Annotated in this window: 13 protein-coding genes; 5 read left to right on the forward strand and 8 right to left on the reverse strand. The window is 63.2% G+C overall.

The window, feature by feature from the left end; genetic code table 11:
- Nucleotides 1–609 (reverse strand): cytochrome-c oxidase, cbb3-type subunit II, encoded by a 609-nt coding sequence (gene ccoO, locus DNK59_RS09755; protein ID WP_016967270.1) that lies wholly within the window; start codon nt 607–609, stop codon nt 1–3.
- 10 nt (nt 610–619) lie between these two features.
- Entirely contained in the window at nt 620–2,044 is a 1,425-nt protein-coding gene (gene ccoN, locus DNK59_RS09760) for a cytochrome-c oxidase, cbb3-type subunit I (protein ID WP_092316610.1), read from the reverse strand.
- 99 nt (nt 2,045–2,143) lie between these two features.
- Between ccoN and DNK59_RS09765 the strand changes: the two genes are divergently transcribed.
- A complete protein-coding gene (locus DNK59_RS09765) occupies nt 2,144–2,839 on the forward strand; it encodes an alpha/beta family hydrolase (RefSeq protein WP_110723067.1) in 696 nt (231 codons plus the stop codon).
- 167 nt (nt 2,840–3,006) lie between these two features.
- Here the strand turns inward: DNK59_RS09765 and DNK59_RS09770 are convergent, their stop codons facing one another.
- From DNK59_RS09770 to acnA, 3 genes are all read right to left on the reverse strand, one after another.
- The gene (locus DNK59_RS09770) at nt 3,007–4,572 is read right to left on the reverse strand and encodes a PAS domain-containing methyl-accepting chemotaxis protein (protein WP_092316606.1); all 1,566 of its coding nucleotides are present in this window, start codon (nt 4,570–4,572) and stop codon (nt 3,007–3,009) included.
- A gap of 217 nt (nt 4,573–4,789) precedes the next feature.
- Nucleotides 4,790–5,581, reverse strand: a complete 792-nt coding sequence (locus tag DNK59_RS09775) for a CPBP family intramembrane glutamic endopeptidase (protein ID WP_110723068.1) — start codon at nt 5,579–5,581, stop codon at nt 4,790–4,792.
- A 176-nt stretch (nt 5,582–5,757) separates the two neighbouring features.
- Nucleotides 5,758–8,499: an aconitate hydratase AcnA gene (gene acnA, locus DNK59_RS09780; RefSeq protein WP_110723069.1), complete on the reverse strand. Its 2,742-nt coding sequence runs from the start codon at nt 8,497–8,499 to the stop codon at nt 5,758–5,760.
- Nucleotides 8,500–8,707: 208 nt separating this feature from the next.
- On the opposite strand from acnA, the gene rlmM reads away from it, so the two are divergent.
- Nucleotides 8,708–9,781, forward strand: a complete 1,074-nt coding sequence (gene rlmM / locus DNK59_RS09785) for a 23S rRNA (cytidine(2498)-2'-O)-methyltransferase RlmM (protein ID WP_110723070.1) — start codon at nt 8,708–8,710, stop codon at nt 9,779–9,781.
- A gap of 191 nt (nt 9,782–9,972) precedes the next feature.
- A complete protein-coding gene (gene tusA / locus DNK59_RS09790; protein ID WP_047302965.1) occupies nt 9,973–10,224 on the forward strand; it encodes a sulfurtransferase TusA in 252 nt (83 codons plus the stop codon).
- On the opposite strand, the gene DNK59_RS09795 is transcribed toward tusA, so the two are convergent.
- Nucleotides 10,221–11,630, reverse strand: coding sequence for an MATE family efflux transporter (locus DNK59_RS09795; RefSeq protein WP_110723071.1), 1,410 nt, complete (start codon nt 11,628–11,630; stop codon nt 10,221–10,223). The genes tusA and DNK59_RS09795 overlap by 4 nt on opposite strands.
- 189 nt (nt 11,631–11,819) lie before the next feature.
- Between DNK59_RS09795 and pdxB the strand changes: the two genes are divergently transcribed.
- Nucleotides 11,820–12,962 (forward strand): 4-phosphoerythronate dehydrogenase PdxB, encoded by a 1,143-nt coding sequence (pdxB, locus tag DNK59_RS09800; protein ID WP_110723072.1) that lies wholly within the window; start codon nt 11,820–11,822, stop codon nt 12,960–12,962.
- 75 nt (nt 12,963–13,037) lie between these two features.
- Here the strand turns inward: pdxB and DNK59_RS09805 are convergent, their stop codons facing one another.
- Nucleotides 13,038–13,217: a PA1571 family protein gene (locus tag DNK59_RS09805; RefSeq protein WP_011060254.1), complete on the reverse strand. Its 180-nt coding sequence runs from the start codon at nt 13,215–13,217 to the stop codon at nt 13,038–13,040.
- A gap of 259 nt (nt 13,218–13,476) precedes the next feature.
- On the opposite strand from DNK59_RS09805, the gene DNK59_RS09810 reads away from it, so the two are divergent.
- Nucleotides 13,477–15,255, forward strand: coding sequence for an ABC transporter transmembrane domain-containing protein (locus tag DNK59_RS09810; RefSeq protein WP_177431228.1), 1,779 nt, complete (start codon nt 13,477–13,479; stop codon nt 15,253–15,255).
- 136 nt (nt 15,256–15,391) lie between these two features.
- Here the strand turns inward: DNK59_RS09810 and DNK59_RS09815 are convergent, their stop codons facing one another.
- Nucleotides 15,392–17,320: a transglycosylase SLT domain-containing protein gene (locus DNK59_RS09815; RefSeq protein ID WP_110723074.1), complete on the reverse strand. Its 1,929-nt coding sequence runs from the start codon at nt 17,318–17,320 to the stop codon at nt 15,392–15,394.
- Nucleotides 17,321–17,339: the final 19 nt, after the last annotated feature.

The following is a 17,339-nucleotide window of genomic DNA, read 5'->3' on the forward strand; positions in this document are numbered from 1 at the left end:
TCACCTCTTGCTCTTGATCGCAGTGCCAAGCACTTGCAGGTAGGACACCAGGGCGTCCATCTCGGTCTTGCCCTTGAGCGTGGCAGTAGCGCCGGCGATGTCTTCGTCGGTGTACGGCACACCCAGGGTGCGCATGACCTTGAGCTTGGTTTCGGTATGGCTGCTATCCACCGGTGCGTTCACCAGCCACGGATAGGCCGGCATCTTCGACTCGGGCACGACGTTGCGCGGGTTGTACAAGTGCGCGCGGTGCCAGTCATCGGAGTAGCGGCCGCCAACCCGGGCCAGGTCCGGACCGGTACGCTTGGAACCCCACAGGAACGGATGGTCCCAGACGCTCTCACCGGCTACCGAGTAGTGGCCATAACGTTCGGTTTCGGCGCGGAACGGACGGATCATCTGCGAGTGGCACTGCACGCAGCCTTCGCGGATGTAGATGTCGCGGCCTTCCAGTTGCAGCGCGGTGTAGGGCTTCATGCCTTCCACCGGCTTGTTGGTGACGTCCTGGAAGAACAGCGGGACGATCTGGGTCAGACCGCCGATGCTCACCGCGAAGACCATCAGCAGCATCAGCAGGCCGACGTTTTTTTCAATCGTTTCGTGTTTCATGGCGGACTCCTCAGGCCATCTGCGCAGCGGCGTTGACTTCGGCTGGCACTGCGGCACGCACGGTGCGCCAGGTGTTGTAAGCCATCAGGAACATGCCGCTAAGGAAGATCGCACCACCGACCAGTCGCACGATGAAGCCTGGGTGGCTGGCCACCAGGGTTTCGACGAAGGAGTAGGTGAGGGTGCCGTCTTCGTTGACCGCGCGCCACATCAGGCCCTGGGCGATACCGTTGACCCACATCGAGGCGATGTACAGCACGGTGCCGATGGTGGCGAGCCAGAAGTGGGTGTTGATCAGGCCAGTGCTGTACATCTGCTCGCGGCCGAAGACTTTCGGGATCAGGTGGTACAGGGCGCCGATGGAGATCATCGCTACCCAGCCCAGAGCGCCGGCGTGTACGTGGCCGATGGTCCAGTCGGTGTAGTGCGAGAGAGCGTTGACGGTCTTGATCGCCATCATCGGACCTTCGAAGGTCGACATGCCGTAGAACGCCAGGGACACCACCAAGAAGCGCAGGATCGGGTCGCTGCGCAGCTTATGCCAGGCACCCGAGAGGGTCATCATGCCGTTGATCATGCCGCCCCAGCTTGGCGCCAGCAGTACCAGCGACATCACCATCCCTAAGGACTGAGCCCAGTCCGGCAGCGCGGTGTAGTGCAAGTGGTGCGGACCGGCCCAGATGTACAGGGTGATCAGTGCCCAGAAGTGCACGATGGACAAGCGGTAGGAGTACACCGGACGCTCGGCCTGCTTGGGTACGAAGTAGTACATCATCCCCAGGAAGCCCGCGGTCAGGAAGAAGCCCACGGCGTTGTGGCCGTACCACCATTGCACCATCGCATCGGTTGCACCGGCATACACCGAGTAGGACTTGGTGAAGCTGACCGGCAGTTCCAGGTTGTTGACGATGTGCAGGATGGCCACGGTGATGATGAAGGCGCCGAAGAACCAGTTGCCCACATAGATGTGCTTGGTCTTGCGCTGCATCAGGGTGCCGAAGAACACGATGGCGTAGGCCACCCAGACAATGGTGATCAGGATATCGATCGGCCATTCCAGTTCGGCGTATTCCTTGGAGCTGGTGTAGCCCAATGGCAGGCTGATGGCCGCCAGGAGGATCACCAGTTGCCAGCCCCAGAAGCAGAACGCGGCGATTTTCGGCGCGAACAACTGAGTCTGGCAGGTGCGTTGCACCGAGTAGAACGAGCTGGCAAACAGCGCGCAGCCACCAAAGGCGAAGATCACGGCGTTGGTGTGCAAAGGACGTAGACGGCCGAAGCTGGTCCACGGTAGGTCGAAGTTGAGTTCAGGCCAGACCAACTGGGCAGCGAGAAAAACCCCGAGCCCCATGCCGACGATGCCCCACACCACCGTCATAATGGCGAATTGGCGGACCACCTTGTAGTTGTAGGCGGTACTGATAGAAGTGTTCATGGTTCCCCATCCACGGTTCAGCTGAAGTGAAAGCGACTGCGCACGGCAAGGCGCGCTCACTTCGTCTGGAGTTATAGGCAGACTAAAAGCGAGGCAAGCATGAGCAATGAGCACAAGGCCAGTATTGACGGGGATCAATGGGCGCAGTGCGTGCAGGAACGCGGCTGGTTATGGGAGGTCGCCGCTGTTGCCGACCCGTTGCAGGCACCAACGCTGATCCTGGCCCACGGTGCCGGCGCGCCGATGGACAGCGGGTTCATGAACGACATCGCTGCACGCCTTGCCGGGCATGGGGTGAACGTCTTGCGCTTCGAGTTTCCCTACATGGCCCAGCGGCGCCTGGACGGCGGCAAGCGGCCGCCCAACCCGGCTCCCAAACTCCTGGAATGCTGGCGTGAGGTGCATGCTCTGGTGCGACCTTATGTCACTGGGGGCCTGGCGCTGGGTGGCAAGTCCATGGGCGGGCGCATGGCCAGCCTGCTGGCCGACGAGCTGGCGGCCGATGCCCTGGTGTGCCTGGGTTATCCCTTCTATGCGGCGGGCAAGCCGGAGAAGCCGCGGGTGGCGCACCTGGCCGAACTGGCGACGCCGAGCCTGATCGTGCAGGGCGAGCGTGACGCCCTGGGCAACCGTCAGGCGGTCGAGGCCTACTCACTGGCACCGAGTATCGAGCTGTATTGGCTGGCGGCCGCTGATCACGATCTCAAGCCGCTGAAGGCCTCCGGTTGCACCCATGAGCAGCATCTGGAGTCAGCGGCGGCCAAGGTCGCGGCGTTCCTGAAAACACTGGCCTGATCCTGTAGGAGCGAGCTTGCTCGCGAAGCGTTAACCCGGCCTTTGAATTTGTAGCGCGGTGAAGATTTTTCGCGAGCAAGCTCGCTCCTACAGTTGTTCGGCGGGTTCGCGGGCATAAAAAAACCGCAAGCCGGTGCTTGCGGTTTTTTTGTCGCCGGCCCGGGGGCTTAGCGGTTGAAGCGTTCCACCAGCGAGTACTGGGTGTGCGCGGTGCGGGTCAGGGCTTCGCTGAGCTCGGCCGAGTGCTGGGCCTGCTCCGAAGTCTGGTCCGCCAGTTGCGCGATGGTGCTGATGTTGCGGCTGATCTCTTCGGCCACCGAGCTTTGCTCTTCGGTAGCAGCAGCGATCTGGGTGGTCATGTCAGTGATATTCGCTACCGCTTCGCTGATGCCCACCAGCGCCTGGTCGGCTTCCAGCACCCGCGCCACGCCTTCTTCGGCCTGGCGATGACCGGCGTCCATGGTCTGCACTGCAGTGGCGGCGGTTTGCTGCAGCTTGGCGATCAGGGTGTGGATCTGTCCGGTGGACTCGCTGGTGCGTTGCGCCAGCTGGCGCACTTCATCGGCGACCACGGCAAAGCCGCGACCCATTTCCCCGGCGCGTGCCGCCTCGATGGCCGCGTTCAGGGCCAGCAGGTTGGTCTGGTCGGCGATGCCCTTGATCACATCGACCACGCCGCCGATCTCGTCGCTGTCCTTGGCCAGCTGGGTCACGGTCAGGCCGGTTTCGCCCACCACCACCGACAGGCGCTGGATGGCTTCGCGGGTTTCCCCGGCGATGTCCCGGCCGCGGCCGGTGAGGCGATTGGCTTCCTGGGTGGCGTCGGCGGTGCGTTGTACGTGGCTGGCCACTTCCTGGGTGGTGGCGGCCATCTGGTTGACCGCGGTGGCCACCTGCTCGGTCTCGACCCGCTGACGCTCCAGGCCGCTGGAGCTGTTGTGGGCCAGGGTGTCGGACTGGCGGGCCTGCTCGTTGAGGTGCTCGGCGGTGTCCTGCAGGCGGGTCAGACAGGTCTTCAGGCGCGCTTCCTGGCTCAGGATCGACATTTCCAGACGTGCCTGGGCGCCGCGGCTGTCGGTGTACATCTGGGCGATCAGCGGGTCGGAGGTGGTCTGCTCGGCCAGGCGCAACAGGCGCTTGAGGCCTCGTTGCTGCCAGCCCAGGCCCAGCAGGCCCAGTGGCACCGAGAGCGCCGCCGCCAGGGCAAAGCCCCAATGGGAGTTGAGCCAGGCACCGATCATGAAGCTCAGTTGGCTGACCAGAATGAACGGCAGCCAGTCCTGCAGTACCGGTAACCACTTGTCACGCTTGGGAATGGCCGACTTGCCGGTGTTGATGCGTTGGTAGAGGGCTTCGGCGCGGCGCACCTGCTCGGCGGTAGGCTTGACCCGTACCGATTCGTAGCCCACCACCTGGTTGCCTTCGAACACCGGCGTTACATAGGCGTTGACCCAGTAGTGGTCGCCGGTCTTGCAGCGGTTCTTGACGATGCCCATCCATGGCAAGCCTTGTTTCAAGGTGCCCCACATGTGCGCGAACACTGCCGCCGGCACATCGGGGTGACGGACCAGGTTGTGCGGTGCGCGAACCAGTTCTTCACGGGAGAACCCACTGATCTCGACAAAGGCGTCGTTGCAGTAGGTGATCACGCCTTTGGCGTCGGTGGTGGAAATCAACCGTTGTTGAGCCGGGAAGGTACGTTCGCGCTGAGTGACAGGCTGGTTATTACGCATGGTTTTTCAATCCGCAAGGCTTTGATGGGTTGTCGGCCGCTTCAAACGATTATTGAAATTATTTTTCAATAATCGGCGCTGGGTCTTATTGGCAGAATGTGTCGCTTGCAAAAAACGCCTGTGGGTTTCAGCAGGCGTTGGCGAGGGGCTAATCATTGACCTTCTTCCTTGGCAGTCAATACGTCTGAAGTACTGGTTTGGCTAAATGACTGGCCGCTTATCCGGCCAGCATCGGATAGGTGAACAAGCCGAAATGCAGCAGATTGAGACCGAAGTGAGTGGCAATCGCCGCGCTCAGGCCGCCAGAACGATAGGCCAGACCGTAGCCGACCCCGGCGATGCCTGCCAGTAGGGCCCATTGCCACCCCGCGCCCAGGTGTACCAGGCCGAACAGCAGGGCCGCGCACAGCAGCGCCAGATTCTCGCCGTAGGGCAGCGCCTTGAAGCGTCGGCTCAGGCCGCCCTGGATGTAGCCACGGAACAGCGCTTCCTCCACCAGGGTCACCAGCAGCAGGTTGTTGAGCACCCACAGCCAGGCCTGATCCGGCCACTTCGGGGCCCAGCTGATGATCCCCAGCAACAGAGCGCCGCCCAATGCGGCTACCGCGCACAGCGTCAGGGCCAGGACTGTCGCGTAGAGCGACAGGCGCAACGAGCGCCGGCCAACGATCCATGGGCACGCCATCAGCAGCCAGAAGCCGATCAGCGGCTTGTCCTGGTTCAGGTACATGGAAAACGGCACGGCATCATCGGTAAAACGTTGCGGGTCGATGGCCCGGCCGTTGTAGAAGCCAGGCAGCCAGTGCATGGCCAGGGCCAGGGCGAGTACCACGAACAGGCCGTGCCCCAGATACTGGCCGACCCGACTGCGTTGCTGGCGCACGGCTAGGCCGGCACACAGCAGGAGGAGGATCGAAAGGGCGGCCAGCAGCCCCAGTTGGCCATAGCTCAGGGCCAGTGCGTAGCCAATGGAAAGGAGTGCCAGATACATCCATGGCAGAGCGGTCATGTGGAATCCTTGTTGCGAAGAATGGGTATTGCAGAGACGTGGTACAGCGCCGGATCTGTAGTCGTTTTTGCGACCGGTCGGTCAGTTCCGGCGGGCGGCAAGTATAACCAGCTGAGTCTTGTTCGACAGCCCGACGAAAAACACCGCCCGCAGGCGGTGTCTGTTTTCGTGGCGGATCAGGATGCAATCAATTGCCGCAGCACGTAGTGCAGGATCCCGCCGGACTTGAAGTACTCCACTTCATTCAAGGTATCGATGCGGCACAACACCTCGATTCTTTCCTGGCTGCCATCTTCGCGGGTGATGACCAGGGGCAGGTTCATTCGCGGTGTCAGTTCCACATCGCTCAGACCGAGGATGTCCAGGGTTTCCTTGCCGGTGAGCTTCAGGCTCTTGCGGTTCTGATCCAGCTTGAACTGCAAGGGCAAGACCCCCATGCCCACCAGGTTGGAGCGGTGAATCCGTTCGAAACTTTCGGCGATCACCGCCTTGACCCCCAGCAGGTTGGTGCCCTTGGCGGCCCAGTCGCGGCTGGAGCCGGTGCCGTACTCCTGGCCGGCAATCACCACCAGCGGCGTGCCGTCGGCCTGGTAGCGCATGGCCGCGTCATAGATCGCCAGCTTCTCGCCGGTGGGGATGTACAGCGTGTTGCCACCTTCCTCGCCGCCGAGCATTTCGTTGCGGATGCGGATATTGGCGAACGTGCCGCGCATCATCACCTGGTGGTTGCCACGCCTTGAGCCGTAGGAGTTGAAGTCCCGTGGCTCCACACCCTTGTCCCGCAGGTAGCGGCCGGCTGGGCTGTCGGCCTTGATATTGCCGGCGGGGGAGATGTGGTCGGTGGTCACCGAGTCTCCCAACAGGGCCAGTATCCGCGCGCCGCTGACATCCTTGATGGACGGCAGCGGGCCGGCGATGTCCTCGAAGAACGGCGGGTGCTGGATATAGGTCGAGTCGTCCTGCCAGACGTAGGTGGCGGCCTGGGGCACTTCGATGGCTTGCCACTGGGCATCACCGGCAAACACTTCGGCGTATTCCTTGTGGAACATCCGGGTGTTGACCTGGGCCACGGCGTCGGCGATTTCCTGGCTGCTGGGCCAGATGTCCCGCAGGTATACCGGCTGGCCGTCCTTGCCGTGCCCCAGGGGGTCGCTGCTGAGGTCGATGCGCACCGTACCGGCCAGGGCATAGGCCACCACCAGCGGTGGCGAGGCCAGCCAGTTGGTTTTTACCAGAGGATGTACCCGGCCCTCGAAGTTGCGGTTGCCCGACAGCACCGAAGCCACGGTGAGATCGGCCTGCTGAATGGCTTTTTCGATCGGCTCCTGCAGCGGTCCGGAGTTGCCGATACAGGTGGTGCAGCCATAACCCACCAGGTCGAAGCCCAACTGATCCAGGTAGTGCGTCAGGCCCGCGGCCTTGTAGTAGTCAGTCACCACTTTGGAGCCGGGAGCCAGTGAACTCTTGACCCAGGGCTTGCGTTGCAGGCCCTTTTCCACGGCTTTCTTGGCCACCAGTCCGGCGGCCATCATCACGCTGGGGTTGGAGGTGTTGGTGCAGGAGGTGATGGCGGCAATCACCACCGCACCGTTTTTCAGGCGATAGGTCTGGCCTGCATCCAGGTAGTCGGCTTCGCCCACCAGATCGGCATTGCCCACCGCCACACCGCCGCCGCCCTCGCTTTCCAGGCGGCCTTCTTCCTTGCTGGCGGGTTTGAACTGCAGGTCGAGAAAGTCGCTGAAAGCCTGGGCCACGTTGGGCAGCGCCACCCGGTCCTGTGGCCGTTTCGGTCCGGCGAGGCTGGCTTCGACGCTGCCCATGTCCAGGGCCAGGCTGTCGGTGAATACCGGCTCCTTGCCCGGCAGGCGCCACAGGCCCTGGGCCTTGCTGTAAGCCTCCACCAGCTTGACCAGTTCGCTCGGGCGCCCGGACAGGCGCAGGTAATCCAGGGTGATGTCGTCCACCGGGAAGAAACCGCAAGTGGCGCCGTATTCCGGTGCCATGTTGGCGATGGTGGCGCGGTCCGCCAGGGGCAGGTCGGCCAGGCCATCGCCATAGAACTCGACGAATTTGCCCACCACCCCCTTCTTGCGCAGCATCTGGGTCACCGTCAGCACCAGGTCGGTGGCGGTGATGCCTTCCTTGAGCTTGCCGGTGAGCTTGAAGCCGATGACTTCCGGAATCAGCATCGACACCGGCTGGCCGAGCATCGCCGCTTCCGCCTCGATGCCGCCGACGCCCCAGCCCAGTACCCCGAGGCCATTGATCATGGTGGTGTGCGAGTCGGTGCCCACCAGGGTGTCGGGGAAGGCGTAGGTGCGGCCGTCCTCGTCCTTGGTCCAGACCGTGCGCCCCAGGTATTCCAGGTTGACCTGGTGGCAGATGCCGGTGCCCGGCGGTACCACGCTGAAATTGTCGAAGGCGTTCTGGCCCCAGCGCAGGAAGGCATAGCGTTCTCCGTTGCGCTGCATCTCGATGTCGACGTTCTGTTCGAAGGCGCTACTGCTGGCGAACTTGTCCACCATCACCGAGTGGTCGATCACCAGATCCACCGGCGACAGCGGATTGATCCGCTGCGGATCGCCGCCGGCCTTGGCCATGGCGGCACGCATGGCCGCCAGGTCGACCACGGCGGGCACGCCGGTAAAGTCCTGCATCAGCACCCGGGCCGGGCGGTACTGGATCTCGCGGTCGGAGCGGCGCTCCTTGAGCCAGGCGGCGAGGGCCTTGAGGTCGGCGCCGGTGACGGTCTTGTCGTCTTCCCAGCGCAGCAGGTTTTCCAGCAGGACTTTCAGCGACATGGGCAGGGCATCGATATCGCCCAGGCTTTTGGCGGCGTCCGGCAGGCTGAAATAGTGGTAGGTCTTGTCGTCGACCTTCAGGGTTTTAAGGGTTTTCAGGCTATCGAGGGATGGCATTGAATGACTCCTTGTGGCCCGCACGGCTACGGGCCTGTGATACGGACAGAGAGTTAACCTAGCTCTGTTTGCGGCTTATGGCTAATCACTGGACTGCTGGCGCAAGTCCAAGGTTCCGAACTCGGTTATGATGCGCCGGTTTTCGTGACAGGCTTTGCTACAGGACAGGTTTGCGCATCGATTCGTCGCCATTTGCCCAGGAGATTCAATGAACACCCTGTTTATCCATTGCCGGCCCGGTTTCGAGGGCGAAGTCTGCTCCGAGATCGCCGATCACGCTGCCCGCTTGAATGTCGCCGGCTACGCCAAGGCCAAACCCAGCAGCGCCTGTGCCGAGTTCATCTGCACCGAGGACGACGGCGCCCAGCGCCTGATGCAGGGCTTGCGCTTCTCGCAGCTGATCTTTCCCCGGCAGTGGGCCCGTGGCGGCTTCATCGAGTTGCCGGAAACCGACCGCATCAGCGTGATCCTGGCCTACCTGGCCCACTTTCCCCAGTGCGGCAGCCTGTGGCTGGAGGTGGTGGATACCAATGACGGCAAGGAACTGTCGAACTTCTGCAAGAAGTTCGAAGGTCCGTTGCGCAAGGCCCTGAGCGCTGCCGGCAAGCTGGTGGACGACGCCGCCAAGCCGCGCTTGCTGCTGACCTTCAAGAGCGGCCGTGAAGTTTTCGTCGGACTGGCGGATGCGGGCAACTCGGCCATGTGGCCGATGGGTATTCCACGACTGAAGTTCCCCCGGGAAGCGCCGAGCCGTTCGACCCTGAAGCTGGAAGAGGCCTGGCACCACTTCATCCCCCGTGATCAATGGGACGAGCGCCTGCACAGCGACATGACCGGGGTTGACCTGGGGGCGGCGCCGGGAGGCTGGACCTGGCAACTGGTCAATCGCGGCATGCTGGTGACCGCTGTCGACAATGGCCCGATGGCCGAAAGCCTGATGGATACCGGCCTGGTGCAGCACTTGATGGCGGACGGCTTCACCTTCAAGCCACGGCAGCCGGTGGACTGGATGGTCTGCGACATCGTCGAGAAGCCGGCACGCAACGCGGCGCTGCTTGAAACCTGGATCGGCGAGGGCCATTGCCGCGAAGCGGTGGTCAACCTGAAGCTGCCGATGAAGCAGCGTTACGCCGAAGTGAAGCGTTTGCTGGAACGCATCGAAGAAGGCTTCAAGGCCCGGGGGATTCGTGTGGCGATTGGCTGCAAGCAGCTGTATCACGACCGTGAGGAAGTGACCTGCCACCTGCGGCGCCTGGATGTGAAAAAGCCCAAGTCGGCGTAGTACCCGCAACACCACCCGCCTCCTGGCAGGAGCCGGCTTGCCGGCGAAAAAGGCCCCACACCTGTACAAGGCTGGAGGGTGCTTTCGCTGGCAAGCCAGCTCCTACAGGAGGGCGGTGGTGTGGAATGACGGCAACAGATGACCCGATGGCGCCATTGCGTGACAATGCCCGCCTGTTTCAGGAGTTAACCATGAGTCAAATCATCGATACGCCGGTCGACGGCACCCTTGACGCCACCGGCCTCAACTGCCCCGAGCCGGTGATGATGCTGCACCAGCACATCCGTGACCTGCCGGCAGGCGGGCTGTTGAAAGTGATAGCCACCGACCCGTCCACCCGCCGCGACATTCCCAAGTTCTGTGTGTTTCTCGACCACGAACTGGTGGCGCAGCAGGAAGAGGCCGGGACTTATCTCTACTGGATTCGCAAGAAGCTCGATTAACCGGCCGAACGGTTGATGCGGATCTGCTTGCGCGCGCTGCGGGTCAGGCGGATCAGCAGCATCAGCGCGGCGCAGGTCAAGCCGGCAATCAAGCCTTCCCACAGGCCGCTCGGGCCACGCGCCGGGCCGAACCAGTCGGTCAGGCCCAGGGCGTAGCCGACCGGCAAGCCGATGCCCCAATAAGCGAACAGGGTCAGGATCATGGTCACCCGGGTGTCCTGATAACCCCGTAGCGCGCCGGCGGCGGTGACCTGGATGCCGTCGGAGAACTGGAACAATGCCGAGTAGACGATGAGCATCGAAGCGACCTGGATCACCAGCGGGTCGTTGGTGTAGATCGAGGCGATGGGTTCGCGCAGCAGGTACATCAGGCTTGCCGACAGGCAGGCGTAGGCCAGTGCCGCGCCCATGCCGACCCCGGCGCTGAAGCGTGCGTCGCGCGGTTGCTGACGGCCCAGAGACTGGCCGACCCGCACGGTTACGGCCATGGCCAGGGAGTAGGGGATCATGAACATCAGGGCGCTGACGTTGAGGGCGATCTGGTGTCCGGCCACTACCGTGGCACCCAGACTGCCGATCAACAGGGCGATCACCGCGAAGATGCTCGACTCGGCGAATACCGCAATACCGATGGGCAGGCCGACGCTGAGCAGGCGACCGATCACTGCCCCTTGCGGCCAGTCGAACTGGCTGAACAGCTGGATCTTGCGATAGGCCTTCGCCCAGCCAATCCAGCCGGCCATGCCCAGCATCATGGCCCACATGACGATGGCCGTGGCCCAGCCACAGCCCACGCCACCCATGGCCGGCACGCCGAAGTGGCCATAGATGAAGATGTAGTTGATGGGGATGTTCAGGGCCAGGCCACACAGGCCGATGACCATGCTCGGCACCGTGCGTCCCAGGCCGTCGCTCAGGCAGCGCAGCACGTAGTACAGCGCCACCGCCGGCAGGCCGCTGGCGATGCCGTGCAGATAGCCCATGCAGGGCTTGATCAGTTCGGGATCGACGTTCATCAGGTGCAGGATCGGTTCGGCGCTGACCAGCATCAGTGTCGCCGAGATCCCGGCCACCACGGCCAGCCACAGGGCCTGGCGTACCACCGGGCCGATCTCGTGCAGCTTGCCGGCGCCAAAGCGCTGCGCCACCTTGGGCGTGGTGGCCAGCAGGGTGCCGGTCATCAGCAGGAACACCGGAATCCAGATCGAGTTGCCCAGGGCCACGGCCGCCAGGTCCCGCGAGCTGACCCGGCCGGCCATCACCGCGTCGACAAAGCCCATGGCAGTGGTGGCCACCTGGGCAATCATGATGGGGAGGGCCAGGACCAGCAGGTCGTGCAGTTCGCGACCAACCCGTGCAGGGCGGCTGATGGTAGTGGCGGTGGGAGTGTCGGTCACGGAATTCACGGGGCGTTGCGTCCATAGGTGGTGTTGCGCAGGACGCAGCATTCTACGCGCTGGCGCCGTGGTCAGGAAAAAATCCAGTGTTGTGGATTTGTAAGGGCGCCAGCGCTGCAAACGGGCGCTGGACTTCAAGCGGTGCTGGCTCGCTCTGGCATCTGCGCCTAAACTGCGGCTCCGCACGAGGAGCCTGCCATGTTGATTGTTGCCGACGAAAATATTCCCCTGATCGAAGAGTTCTTTGCCGGATTTGGCGAGATTCGGCGTTTTCCCGGGCGCGCCATCGATCGGGCTGCCGTGGAGCAGGCCGACGTGCTGCTGGTGCGCTCGGTGACCCAGGTCGATCGTCAACTGCTGGAAGGCACTCCGGTGCGGTTTGTCGGCACCTGCACCATTGGCACCGATCACCTGGACCTGGATTACTTCCAACAGGCCGGTATCACCTGGTCCAGTGCCCCGGGCTGCAATGCCCGGGGCGTGGTGGACTATGTGCTGGGCAGCCTGTTGACCCTGGCCGAGATCGAAGGCGCGGACCTGGCGCAACGCTGTTATGGCGTGGTGGGGGCCGGTGAAGTTGGCGGGCGCCTGATCAAGGTCCTGCGCGGCCTGGGTTGGCAGGTGCTGGTCTGTGATCCGCAACGTCAGGCGGCAGAAGGTGGCGACTATGTCAGCCTGGAGCAACTGATCGAACGATGCGACGTCATCAGCTTGCATACTCCGTTGACCCGCCACGGCGAGCATGCCACCTGGCACCTCCTGGATCGGCAACGCCTCGACCGGCTCAAGCAGGGCACCTGGCTGATCAATGCCGCCCGCGGTCCGGTGGTGGATAACCGGGCGCTGCGTGAAGTACTGCTGCAGCGTGAGGATTTGCAGGCGGTGCTGGATGTCTGGGAGGAGGAGCCGACCGTGGATCGCGAACTGGCGGACCTGTGCGTGCTGGCCACGCCGCACATCGCCGGTTACAGCCTGGACGGCAAGCAGCGTGGCACGGCACAGATCTACCAGGCCTATTGCCGCTTCCTGGGTCAGGCCGAGCAGGTCAGCCTGGCCAGCTTGCTGCCGGCGCCCTGGGTGCCGCAAGTGAGCCTCAATGCCAATGCCGACCCGGCCTGGGCCCTGGCGATGATCTGCCGGGCGGTGTACGACCCGCGCCGCGATGATGCGGATTTTCGCCGCAGCCTGGTGGACGATGTCGCCCGGCAGCGCACTGCCTTCGATGGCCTGCGCAAGCATTACCCGGAGCGCCGCGAAATTGATGGCCTGCAAGTGCGGATTCAAGGGGAGTCGCCGGTGCTGAGCCGGATCGTCCGGGCCCTGGGCGCCAATCTGGTCTGAGCCCGTTCGCAGCCTGAAGCGCGGGCATAAAAAACCCGGCCACAAGGCCGGGTCAAGAGGACGTGAGGCTATGTGTCAATCTTGCCGAGCAGGCTTGACCAGTCGCTTTTCCAGTTCGCGGCAGGCGTTCTGGATCATGTCTTCAGTAATAGGTACTTCGCGACCCTGAGCGTCGATGATGGCACACCCTAGAGACTGGTTTGGCTGGGTACGGATCACTTGAATCTTGTCATTGCTGCTGTGTTGCAAGGACATGGCCTGTCTCCTCATCAGGTTGTGTGCTTACTTTAGAATCGCCGGGTGACCAAGCTGTTACAGACCGCCACGAGGACTGACCCGGCCACTTCACTCCACCAGAAATGTCCAGGGAGTGCCAGCCACAGATTAGACCGATAATCTCTAGGCTCTAGTGTCAGCGGTCATAATCAACCTGACTCATTGTGATTTAGCAAAGTTCCTGCGAATTCATCTCGTTGCCGCCGCTGCAGCGGATCAGTCGCCGGTGCGTCAATGGATGAACTGCATGCTCTCTTCTCGTCACCGCCGGGCGCTGCATCTGGCCAGCCGCTTTATCGCTCCCTACCGTTGGCAGGCGCTGGGCGCCTTGCTGGCGTTGATTGTCACTGCCGGCATCACCCTGTCCATGGGGCAGGGCATCCGTCTGCTGGTGGACCAGGGCTTCATGACCCAGTCGCCGCATTTGCTGAATCAATCCATTGGCTTGTTTCTGCTGCTGGTCCTGGCCCTGGCGGTAGGCACCTTTGTGCGTTTCTACCTGGTGTCGTGGATCGGTGAGCGCTGTGTGGCGGACATCCGGCGCCAGGTGTTCAACCACCTGATCTACCTGCACCCCGGGTTCTACGAGAACAATCGCAGCTCGGAGATCCAGTCGCGACTGACGGCTGACACCACCTTGCTGCAGTCGGTGATCGGCTCCTCGCTGTCGTTGTTCCTGCGCAATGCGCTGATGGTGCTGGGGGGCATTGTCTTGCTGTTTGTCACCAACCCCAAGCTCACCAGTATCGTGGTGGTGGCCTTGCCGCTGGTGCTGGCGCCGATTCTGATTTTCGGTCGCCGGGTCCGCAGTCTGTCGCGCCTGAGCCAGGACCGGATCGCCGATGTTGGCAGCTACGTCTCGGAAACCCTGGGCCAGATCAAGACGGTCCAGGCCTATAACCACCAGGTCCAGGACGAACAGCGTTTCGCCGTGACGGTGGAGGAGGCCTTCGATACGGCGCGCAAGCGCATCGTCCAGCGTGCCTGGCTGATTACCCTGGTGATTGTCCTGGTCCTGGGGGCGGTGGGAGTGATGCTCTGGGTCGGTGGCATGGATGTCATTGCCGGGCGCATTTCCGGCGGTGAACTGGCGGCGTTCGTCTTCTACAGCCTGATCGTCGGCAGTGCCTTCGGCACCTTGAGTGAAGTGATTGGCGAGTTGCAGCGGGCCGCGGGGGCGGCGGAACGCATTGCCGAATTGCTGCGGGCGGACAGCAGCATCCAGCCGCCCGACAGCGGACTGGTGAGCCTGCCGGCGCGGGTGCGTGGTGATCTGCAACTGGAGGACCTGGGGTTCGCCTACCCGTCGCGGCCTGATCGCTATGCTGTCGACGGTTTGACGCTGACGGTGCGCGCCGGGGAAACCCTGGCACTGGTGGGACCTTCGGGAGCGGGCAAATCCACGCTCTATGACCTGTTGCTGCGTTTCTACGATCCACAGCGGGGGCGGATACTGCTGGACGGCGTCCCCCTGACCCAGCTCGACCCGCAGGATCTGCGCCGCTGTTTTGCCCTGGTGTCGCAGAACCCGGCGCTGTTCTACGGCAGCATCGAAGAGAACATCCGCTACGGCAAGCCTGGCGCGACCCTGGCGGAGGTTCAGGAAGCGGCGAGGATCGCCTATGCCCACGAGTTCATCGAGCAGATGCCCGATGGTTACCGAACCCATCTGGGAGATGGCGGCATGGGGCTCTCCGGCGGCCAGCGGCAACGCCTGGCCATAGCCCGGGCGCTGTTGGTGGACGCGCCGATCCTGTTGCTGGATGAGGCCACCAGCGCCCTGGATGCGCAGAGCGAGCATCTGATCCAGCAGGCTTTGCCCAGCCTGATGAAGGACCGCACCACTCTGGTGATCGCCCATCGCCTGGCCACGGTGAAGAATGCCGACCGCATTGCAGTGATGGAGCAGGGCAAGCTGGTGGCGGTGGGGACTCATCAGCAACTGATCGCCAACAGTCCGCTGTATGCGCGCCTGGCGGCCCTGCAATTCAGCGATGGCCCGCCGGTCTCTGTGTAGGAGCCGGCTTGCCGGCGAAAGTGCCCATCAGCCTGGCGCCGAGTGCTGAGGCTTCGTCGCTGGCAAGCCAGCTGCTGCGGTAGGCGAGGGCCCAATAAAAAGCCCGCATCGCTGCGGGCTCGTGGAGTGCCTGGTTTCACTGGTCGTCGAAGTAGCGCTCATGCCAGTCCACCAGCGGCTGCGGTGAGTTGAGCTTCTGGCCATAGATCACCGAGTACGACAGCACGTTCTGTACGTACTGGCGGGTTTCGTCGAAGGGGATGCTTTCCACCCACACATCGAAACTCAGGTGATCGGCGCCCTTGAGCCATTGGCGCACCCGTCCGGGACCGGCGTTGTAGGCCGCCGAGGCCAGCACCCGGTTGCCGTTGAACTGGCTGTGCACCTGGCTCAGGTAGGCGGCGCCCAGTTGGATGTTCTTGTCCGGGTCGAGCACCTGCTGGGGCGAGGCCAGGGGGATGCTGAACTTGCGCGCGGTTTCCTTGGCGGTGCCGGGCATCAGTTGCATCAGGCCGCTGGCGCCGACGTGGGAGCGGGCGTCGTCCATGAAGGCGCTTTCCTGGCGGGTGATGGCGAACACCCAGCTGGAATGCAGGCCGCGGACCTTGGCTTCGCGCACCAGGGTGTCGCGGTGGGCCATTGGGAAACGGATGTCCAGGTCATCCCAGTATTGGGCCTGGCTGATGGTGCGGATGGCCGGGAAGTACCATTTCAGGTCGTAGGCCAGTCTGGCCTGGGCCACCATCTCGTCGCGGTTGAAGTGCCGACTGACGTGGTACCACTCGCGGCGTCCGTCGACGATCTGGCCTCGGGCATGAAACTCCAGGGCGCGGCGCACGCCCGGGGTATTGCGGACTTTGTTGATGATCGCCTGGCTCAGCATCAGCGGTTGGTTGTTCAGCTGATAGGGAGCCTTGGCGTGATCGGCGGCAAGGAAACCATAGAAGTCCCGCTCCCGGGCCAGCCCCTTGAACAGCACCTGGGCCTGAGGGTTTTGCGGTTGGGCCAGTTCCAGGCTGCGAGCCTGCCAGTAGCGCCAGCGGTTGGTGGTGGCCAGGTCCTGAGGCAGCTTGCGGGTCAACTGATAGGCATCCTCCCAGCGTGCCAGGCGCAACAGCAGGCGCAGGCGCCATTCGGACACGGTGTTGTCGCGCAGCTCCGGGTCGTACTTGGTCATCACGTCCAGGGCGCGGCTGTCGAAGCGCCGGGCCAGGGTCAGGCCGATTTCACGGGCAATCGCCACTTTTTCGTCACGGGAGAAGTGCATGCTGCTGGCATAGCCGTCCAGCAGGGCCATGGCCTTGTCCGGGTCCTGGCGTGCCAGCCGGCGCAGGCCCAGGCCGACCACATCGGACATGGCCTCATCGGCCGGCTGGAAGCGCGAGGGCTGGCTCAGCAGTTCGGGTTTTTGCGCCACATCGACCAGCAGGCGACCCTGCGGCGCAAGTGTGGTCATGCTCTTCACCAGGCTGTTGGCCAGTGGATAGTTGCGCGCCTCGGCGGCCAGTTTGGCCCGTTGCCAGCGTTTTTGTTCGGTCAGTTGGCCTTCGGCGGCCCATTGCGCGAACAAGGCGTCACAAGCGGCCGGTTGGGATTTGCCGGTCAGCCAGAGCTTTTCGGTGGCGGCGTAGCCTTCTGCCTTGAGATTGTGGCCCAGCTGGTACTGGCCGTTGAGGCAGTCCAGCTCGGTGAAATTCAGTTTCGGGTCGTAGTACTTGGTGAAGGTCGCCCAATCGCCGCGTTCGGCCAGCCAGCGCAACCAGCGCAGTTTCATCCAGTTGGCCTGGGGCAGGTCGCCATGTTCGGCGAGGAACTTCTCGATCTCGGCGTTGCTGGCGGATTTCAGCCGGGCGGTCAGCTCGTCATAGGCCAGGTAGGGTTCCAGCGGGTAGTCGCGCAGCGCATCGGCATAACGGAAGTAGGGACCGGAATCACCCTTGGCCAGGGCGCGCTTGGCTTCATCGTAATACTGGCGTTGTAGAGTCAGGTCTGCCGCCTGGGCGGATTGGACGGCTGCGGCGGTGAGAAGCAGGCAAGATAAAACACTGAAAAGGCGACTGCGCATGAGACATCCGGGCAGAGAA

Origin of the sequence: Pseudomonas sp. TKO26 (assembly GCF_003225665.1) — a bacterium.
Lineage (GTDB): Bacteria > Pseudomonadota > Gammaproteobacteria > Pseudomonadales > Pseudomonadaceae > Aquipseudomonas > Aquipseudomonas saponiphila.

Coding starts and splice junctions, on each gene's coding strand:
- ccoO (WP_016967270.1), bottom strand. CDS start 609: ATGAAACACGAAACGATTGAAAAAAACGTCGGCCTGCTGATGCTGCTG.
- ccoN (WP_092316610.1), bottom strand. CDS start 2,044: ATGAACACTTCTATCAGTACCGCCTACAACTACAAGGTGGTCCGCCAA.
- DNK59_RS09765 (WP_110723067.1), top strand. CDS start 2,144: ATGAGCAATGAGCACAAGGCCAGTATTGACGGGGATCAATGGGCGCAG.
- DNK59_RS09770 (WP_092316606.1), bottom strand. CDS start 4,572: ATGCGTAATAACCAGCCTGTCACTCAGCGCGAACGTACCTTCCCGGCT.
- DNK59_RS09775 (WP_110723068.1), bottom strand. CDS start 5,581: ATGACCGCTCTGCCATGGATGTATCTGGCACTCCTTTCCATTGGCTAC.
- acnA (WP_110723069.1), bottom strand. CDS start 8,499: ATGCCATCCCTCGATAGCCTGAAAACCCTTAAAACCCTGAAGGTCGAC.
- rlmM (WP_110723070.1), top strand. CDS start 8,708: ATGAACACCCTGTTTATCCATTGCCGGCCCGGTTTCGAGGGCGAAGTC.
- tusA (WP_047302965.1), top strand. CDS start 9,973: ATGAGTCAAATCATCGATACGCCGGTCGACGGCACCCTTGACGCCACC.
- pdxB (WP_110723072.1), top strand. CDS start 11,820: ATGTTGATTGTTGCCGACGAAAATATTCCCCTGATCGAAGAGTTCTTT.
- DNK59_RS09805 (WP_011060254.1), bottom strand. CDS start 13,217: ATGTCCTTGCAACACAGCAGCAATGACAAGATTCAAGTGATCCGTACC.
- DNK59_RS09810 (WP_177431228.1), top strand. CDS start 13,477: ATGAACTGCATGCTCTCTTCTCGTCACCGCCGGGCGCTGCATCTGGCC.
- DNK59_RS09815 (WP_110723074.1), bottom strand. CDS start 17,320: ATGCGCAGTCGCCTTTTCAGTGTTTTATCTTGCCTGCTTCTCACCGCC.